This is a genomic window from Pseudoalteromonas sp. NCCP-2140, assembly GCF_023708065.1.
In the GTDB taxonomy this organism is placed as follows: domain Bacteria; phylum Pseudomonadota; class Gammaproteobacteria; order Enterobacterales; family Alteromonadaceae; genus Pseudoalteromonas.
The window spans coordinates 37,786-45,379 of the sequence record NZ_BRCZ01000018.1 but is presented as its reverse complement, the minus strand read 5'-3'; the positions used below and the strand labels follow the sequence as shown (position 1 = coordinate 45,379).

The following is a 7,594-nucleotide window of genomic DNA, read 5'->3' as shown; positions in this document are numbered from 1 at the left end:
CTTCTAATATCTAACTTCTAATATCTAACTTCTAATATCTAACTTCTAATATCTAACTTCTAATATCTAACTTCTAATATCTAACTTCTAATATCTAACTTCTCATTTCTAACTATATAAATAGGCTTTAACAATAAAGAATCAAAAAAATTAACTATTATGCAACTTTTTATTGACAAAGGTACCCTTATTGATACTCTAAAGGTGCTCAAAAAACGAGCTAATATTCTAATAAGGAAAGTTATATGAAAAAGTTATTTACAATTTTAACGCTAGTTAGTGGTCTATTTGCTACAAATGCCTTTGCAAATTCTGTATCGTGCTACGTAGATACAATGGCTTACGATAACTATACCCAAAATCATTGTTTTGGTGGTGAGACAAATCCTAACTGGGCACCGAAAGTTGCTTTTAAGGTTAATACCTCTAAAGAAGTTTCACGCGTTGAATGGGTATTTAGCGGTACTTACAGCAGTGCAAGCGTTGCTGATTGTACTGGCACTACTTGTTTAGTTGATGTATACAAAGTTGAGAGTTCAGTAAGAGGGTGTGTAGATAAGATTTATTACACAGACTACACATGGGCTGATGTAAATTGGTGTGCAGATGCGGAGTATATGTACTCTAGAAGTGGCAATTGGAATTAAAAGTAAGCTGTAAGGTACAAGTGCTATTAGGCACTTGTACTTCAAAATTTAAATTTTTAAAACAATGAATTTAACTTAATGTCCCGCTAATCGCATACTTTAAAACCCAGTTCTTTGCAGGGCCAGTGTTATTAGCAAGCTTTAAAAACTTACTGCGCACCCAGCTCAGTGGTTTAATCTCGTTTGAAAAACCAAAATAACACGCATCCATCATACTCATCATTAGTAAATTAGCGTGGCGGCGTTTTTTCTCGTAGCGCTTTAATAACGCTTGCTGACCAACATCAGGTTGATCTGCCAAAATATCTGCCAGTGCTACAACATCTTGAAACCCTAGGTTCACACCTTGCCCAGCAAGCGGGTTAATTGTGTGCGCCGAATCACCCACCAAAACTAAACGTCCGTGCGAGTAATCATTGGCATGTTGGCGTGCAAGTGGAAAAACAGCATGCTCAAGTAATTCAAAGTCGCCCGGTAGTTCAGGAAAATGGTCAATGAGTTTTGCTTTAAGTTGCTCATTCGACAATTTTTGCCACTGCTTTAAAACCCCTGCATCGTGATAACAAATTAAATTAGCGTAAGGCGCCTGCATCGGTAAAAATGCTACAGGCCCGGTTGGCGTAAATTGTTGCCACGTTTTTACCTGCTGCGGGGCATCTAATTTGATTAACACGCCCATGCAATGCTGGCCATATTGCCAACCCGTTACACCTAAACCAGCTTTAGTTCGCAATTGTGACTGTCCACCATCTGCAGCAACAACTAAATCAGCGGTATATTGAGTATCGCCATAATGTAAGGTGATTGAATCAACCGTTTGAGTAATATCCGTGATGGCTGATAACTGCTCTATCACTTCGATGTTGTACTTAGCGAATTGCTGCCAAAGACTTGCTTGAATTAAATTATTTTCGATTAAATGACCTAAATGCGTTTCGCCAATCTCATGGCTATCAAACAATAAATTTTCGCCTTGTTGCTGGTAGGCCTCTAATTGTTGATAAGGTGCGATACGATTTTGTCTTAGTAATGGCATTGCACCAAGCTCATCAAGTAAATTCTCTGAAAAACGATTAATAGCCGAAATGCGAATATCAACCTTATCTGAGCTTAAAATTTGATCAGCATCGATAAGGTGCTTTTCAATAACGGTGACATCCCTACCCTGCTTAGCCAGTTTTACAGCAGTAGCAGCACCTACCATCCCGCCACCGACAACAATTACCTTATTTTTATTCATTTAATATTCGCTCATTTGGCTATTTAAATACGAGATAAATTGTAACGTAATTCAATATTGCGTGTCAGTGCATTTACTGCTTATGAATTTCAAAACAGTGACTTGTTTGATTTCACACCACAAAGATAAAAACTATACTTGGATCTGTGCGGGTATCCAGCTAAAATACGCGTCCTTTAAGTCGGCATACTTGCCACTTAATCCTGTTTCTAACACATTTTTGTGTCACTACCGAATTGAAAACGAGGCTATATTTCAATGAGTAAAAAGCTGCATATTAAAACCTGGGGTTGTCAGATGAACGAGTACGACTCTCAGAAAATGGCTGATCTACTAGATGCGACTAACGGCTATCAGTTAACTGAAGAAGCTGAAGACGCTGACGTGATCTTACTCAATACCTGTTCAATCCGTGAAAAGGCACAAGAGAAAGTATTCCATCAGCTTGGCCGTTGGAAACTATTAAAAGACGACAAACCAGAGTTAATCATTGGTGTTGGTGGCTGTGTTGCATCGCAAGAAGGTGACTCAATTCGTCAACGTGCGCCGTTTGTTGATGTAATCTTTGGCCCGCAAACATTACACCGCTTACCTGAAATGATTAAGCAAGTGCAAAGTGGCGACAGCAGCTCGGTAGTTGACGTTTCATTCCCTGAGATTGAAAAGTTCGACCGTTTACCAGAGCCAAAAGCGGAAGGCCCTACTGCGTTTGTATCAATTATGGAAGGTTGTTCTAAATACTGTACATTCTGCGTAGTTCCTTATACACGTGGTGAAGAAGTAAGCCGCCCACTTGATGACGTCTTACTTGAAGTTGCCCAACTTGCAGAGCAAGGTGTTCGCGAAGTAAACCTACTTGGTCAAAACGTAAATGCGTATCGTGGTGAAACTCACGACGGTGAAATTTGTTACTTCTCTGATCTATTACGTTATGTCGCTGCGATTGACGGTATTGACCGCATTCGTTATACCACATCGCACCCTGTAGAATTTACGCCAGATATCATTGATGCGTACGCAGACGTACCTGAGCTTGTTGACCACCTACACTTACCAGTGCAAAGTGGTTCAGACCGTGTTCTTAACCTTATGAAACGTGGTCATACTGCACTCGAGTACAAATCTACGATTCGTAAGTTACGTAAAATTCGCCCTAACCTAAGCATGTCTTCAGACTTCATCATTGGTTTCCCTGGCGAAAGTAAAGCGGACTTTGAAGCAACTATGAACCTTATCAATGATATTGGTTTTGATATGAGCTTTAGCTTCATCTATAGTGCGCGCCCTGGTACGCCTGCTGCTGATTTACCAGATGACGTAACAGAGCAAGAGAAAAAAGAACGTTTATACATTCTGCAAAACCGTATCACGCAAATGGCGCAGCAAATCAGCCGCCAAATGTTTGATACCGAACAGCGTATCCTAGTTGAAGGTCCTTCTAAGAAGAACCCAATGGAATTACGTGGCCGTACTGAGAACAACCGAGTGGTTAACTTTGAAGGCCCTCACTCAGTGATCGGTCAATTCGTTGATGTACGTATTACAGAAGCATTGCCAAACTCTTTACGTGGTGAACTAATTCGTACAGAATCAGAAATGAACTTACGCCGTGATGTGGCACCTTCAGCTATTTTAAGTAAAGCTGCTGAAGCTGAGGCCGCTGCGGCCCCTAACGAAATTGGCGTTGCTACTTTCGTACCTTAGGGTGACACTTGGTGCAGGCACAGCCTGCACCCATCAATAGGAAGCAATTTTGAGTAATCAGTTAAAAACATTAGAGATTTATTTAGAACCCGCCGACAACAAACGCCTTTCATCTTTATGTGGTCCGTTTGACGAAAACATTAAGCAAATTGAACGCCGCCTTGGTGTTGAGATTGCACACCGTGATAATTTCTTCAGAGTAACTGGTAAACTGCACCTTGCAGCAGCGGCTGTTGAGATACTAAAAAACCTCTATATTGAAACTCAATCTATTCGCGGCCTGATTGGCGAGATTGAACCTGAAGCCGTACACTTGGCAATTAGCGAATCAAATGCGCTAGAGCAAGATGAAAACCCAGGTGTATATGGCAAAGACATGGTGATTAAAACTCGCCGTGGCGTTATTAAACCGCGCAATGATAATCAAGGCGTGTATGTTGCAAATATTTTGCACCACGATATTACCTTTGGTATTGGCCCAGCCGGTACAGGTAAAACTTATTTAGCGGTTGCTGCAGCTGTTGATGCCTTAGAGCGTCAAGAAATTCGCCGTATTTTATTAACTCGTCCTGCGGTTGAAGCTGGTGAAAAACTAGGCTTTTTACCAGGTGACTTAAGCCAAAAAATCGACCCGTATTTACGCCCTCTATACGATGCATTATTTGAAATGCTGGGTTTTGAGCGTGTAGAAAAGTTAATAGAGAAAAACGTGATTGAAGTCGCGCCCCTTGCCTACATGCGTGGTCGTACGCTTAATGACGCGTTTATTATTCTCGATGAAAGCCAAAATACCACAGCAGAACAAATGAAAATGTTCTTAACTCGTATTGGTTTTAATTCAAAAGCGGTGATCACGGGTGATATCACACAAGTCGATTTACCGCGTGGTGCCCGCTCAGGCCTACGTCATGCCATCGAAGTATTAAACGGTGTCGATGAAATTAGCTTTAACTTCTTCCAATCACACGATGTGGTTCGCCACCCGGTTGTTGCTCGTATCGTTGAAGCTTATGAGCGTAACGATGAAGCAGAACGTTTAAAACGTGCAGAGAAGCAACGTGCGAAAGAAGCACAAGCAAACCAACAAGAAGCAAACTCGTGACCGAATTAGATTTACAAATAGCCTGTGAGTTTGACGACTTACCATGCTTTGAACAATTCCAGCTATGGGCTGACAAAGCCCTTAGCAACTACCGTGAAGATGCAGAGCTGACTATAGTGATCAGCGATGAAGCACAAAGCCAGCAGCTCAACAATGATTACCGCGGCAAAGATAAACCGACTAATGTCTTATCTTTTCCATTTGAAGCACCACCGGGCATTGAGTTACCTTTAGTAGGTGATTTAATCATTTGTCCGGCTATTGTTTTAGCCGAATCAATTGAGCAAGAAAAAACCTTTCACGACCATTTTGCCCATATGGTTATCCATGGATGCTTGCATTTACTTGGATTTGACCATATAAAGGACGAAGATGCACTTGAAATGGAAAGCATAGAAAAGCAATTACTTGCCGATCTGAACATCGCTGACCCATATCGAGACGATATTTAAATTAACGGAGCAATTAGACGCAATGAGCGACGACAACTCGCAAACTAGCCAGGGTTCTTCTGGCAAAACGTGGCTGGGCCGCATAGCCCAAATGTTGCAAGGGGAACCCCAGAATAGAGAAGAGCTGGTAGAAGTAATTGCCGATGCGCAAGAACGCGACCTTATCGACCCTGAAACCAAGGATATGATTGAAGGGGTGCTAGGTGTATCAGAGCTAAAAGTGCGGGACATCATGATCCCACGCTCGCAAATGGTAACCTTAGAGGTTGATACACCATTAGAAGAGCTATTACCTATGATGGTTGATTCAACACATTCACGTTTTCCTGTGGTATGTGAAGACAAAGACCATGTTGAAGGTATTTTATTAGCAAAAGATTTATTACCACTGATCATCAACAAAGATGAGCAACTGCCTTCTTTACGTGAATATTTGCGTCCTGCAGTTGTAGTGCCTGAAAGTAAACGTGTAGACACGCTGCTTAATGAGTTCCGTCAACAACGTTACCACATGGCGATTGTTATTGATGAGTATGGTGGTGTGTCTGGTCTTGTCACTATCGAAGATATCCTTGAAATCATCGTTGGTGAAATCGAAGACGAGCACGATGAAAGTGAAGACCTACAAGATATTCGCCAAGTTGCAAAACACGTTTACGCTGTGCAAGCACTGACTGAAGTTGATGACTTTAACGAGTATTTTAAAACTGGTTACAGCACCTCAGATGCTGACACCATAGGTGGTATTGTTTTACATGCATTTGGCCATATGCCAAGCCGTGGTGAAACAATCGAGGTAGAAGGCTTACAATTTAAAGTCACTAACGCAGATAACCGCCGTATCTTACAATTGCAAGTCACCATTCCAAAGGCTGATGATAACGACAGTGAAGAAACTGCTAACTAACCTAAGTCACCTTGCAAAAGATAAAAAAGCCTGGCTCGCACTTATTGCGGGCCTCTTTTTAACCTTAAGTTACGCACCCTATAACCTATGGTTTATAACTTTTCTTTCCCTTGGTGCTCTACTCTACTGCATTAACCCTCTCGCAAACGGTAAATTAGCCGCTAAACAAAGTGCTAAATATGGCTTTATATTTGGTTTAGGTTGGTTTGGTGCAGGTATAAGCTGGGTGCATGTATCAATAGCGACCTTTGGTGGCATGCCATTAATCGCATCACTTTCGTTAATGGTGTTGCTTTGTGCTTATTTAGCCCTTTATCCTGCATTAGCTACTTGGCTGGCAACACGCCATGCTACAGGCCCATATAGCTTTATATGTTGGTTACTCGCCGCTATCGCAACCACAGAATACTTACGTGGCACATTGTTAACAGGCTTTCCGTGGCTGAGTTTTGGTTACACGCAAACAGACAGCCCACTTAATTTTTTAGCCCCAGTGATTGGTGAGTTTGGGATTACGCTTGTATGTATGTTAATTGCGTTTGCTTTATATCGCCTAGCTAGCAAAGATGGCAAACCTCTTATCGCCTCTGTAGCCCTATTAGCTGGCTTATATACGATTGCAAGCAGCAGCCAGCTACACTACCAAGACAAAACCATTAAGACTGTACTAGTGCAGGGTAATATTAAACAGCATCTTCGCTTTGAACCGTCTGAGTTTTGGACGACTATGAGCAAATACCAGGATATGACTCGCCTGCATTGGAATGCTGATTTGATTGTCTGGCCAGAAGCTGCGGTGCCGGAGCTTGAAGCTTTATCAACCGAGTATTTAACAGGCCTTGATAGTGCAGCAACGTTTAATGACACCGCACTTATTACCGGTATCGTTGATTACCAATACGACACGCGTAACATTTTTAATACCTTAATAGTGCTTGGTAAAAAAGAAGATGATGACAGTGAAGGCCACTATCAATATTTAGGTAAAAACCGCTATCAAAAGCATCAGTTATTACCTATTGGTGAGTTTGTGCCGTTTCAGGACTTCTTGCGTCCAATTGCGCCACTGTTTGATTTACCTATGTCATCTTTCACTCGTGGCGATGAAGTGCAAAACAATTTACGCGCAAATGGCTTAAATATTTTACCGGCTATTTGCTATGAAATTGCTTTTTCTGAGTTGGTTCGTGGTAATTATCGCAGTGACTCCGACATTTTATTCACGGTGAGTAACGATGCGTGGTTCGGTGACTCACATGGCCCGCATCAGCACATGCAAATAGCGCGTATGCGCGCCCTAGAGTTACAGCGCCCGCTAATTCGCGTGACGAATAATGGTATTAGCGCCGTTTACGACCCTATCGCTCAATCACAATTAGCTATGCCACAATTTAAAGCTGATGTACTTGAGGCCAATATCACTTTGATTAAAGGCGATAGTATTTATAGCCAATACGGCAATTGGCCAGTGTGGGCAGTAGTGATATTACTGAGTGCCGTGGGTGTATTTGTAAGGGTTAAGAAATAACTATTAAAAAAGGC

General features: G+C 41.8%; 7 protein-coding genes. 6 read left to right on the top strand and 1 reads right to left on the bottom strand.

From position 1 onward, the window contains the following. Positions 1–245: 245 nt before the first annotated feature. A complete protein-coding gene (locus NFU46_RS19760; RefSeq protein ID WP_251604285.1) occupies positions 246–647 on the top strand; it encodes a hypothetical protein in 402 nt (133 codons plus the stop codon). Positions 648–717: 70 nt separating this feature from the next. On the opposite strand, the gene NFU46_RS19755 is transcribed toward NFU46_RS19760, so the two are convergent. After that, positions 718–1,887 (bottom strand): FAD-dependent oxidoreductase, encoded by a 1,170-nt coding sequence (locus tag NFU46_RS19755; protein ID WP_251604282.1) that lies wholly within the window; start codon positions 1,885–1,887, stop codon positions 718–720. A 258-nt stretch (positions 1,888–2,145) separates the two neighbouring features. Between NFU46_RS19755 and miaB the strand changes: the two genes are divergently transcribed. Genes miaB through lnt form a run of 5 tightly spaced genes read left to right on the top strand, consistent with a single transcriptional unit; the run spans position 2,146 to position 7,580 of the window. Then, positions 2,146–3,591: a tRNA (N6-isopentenyl adenosine(37)-C2)-methylthiotransferase MiaB gene (miaB, locus tag NFU46_RS19750; RefSeq protein ID WP_138602619.1), complete on the top strand. Its 1,446-nt coding sequence runs from the start codon at positions 2,146–2,148 to the stop codon at positions 3,589–3,591. Positions 3,592–3,640: 49 nt separating this feature from the next. After that, a complete protein-coding gene (locus NFU46_RS19745; RefSeq protein ID WP_251604279.1) occupies positions 3,641–4,693 on the top strand; it encodes a PhoH family protein in 1,053 nt (350 codons plus the stop codon). After that, entirely contained in the window at positions 4,690–5,145 is a 456-nt protein-coding gene (gene ybeY, locus NFU46_RS19740; protein WP_251604276.1) for an rRNA maturation RNase YbeY, read from the top strand. Before NFU46_RS19745 ends, ybeY begins: the two co-directional genes overlap by 4 nt. 22 nt (positions 5,146–5,167) lie before the next feature. Beyond that, positions 5,168–6,052, top strand: a complete 885-nt coding sequence (corC, locus tag NFU46_RS19735) for a CNNM family magnesium/cobalt transport protein CorC (protein WP_054551660.1) — start codon at positions 5,168–5,170, stop codon at positions 6,050–6,052. Beyond that, positions 6,033–7,580, top strand: coding sequence for an apolipoprotein N-acyltransferase (lnt, locus tag NFU46_RS19730; RefSeq protein WP_251604272.1), 1,548 nt, complete (start codon positions 6,033–6,035; stop codon positions 7,578–7,580). The genes corC and lnt overlap by 20 nt, the downstream gene beginning before the upstream one ends. Positions 7,581–7,594 lie beyond the last annotated feature (14 nt).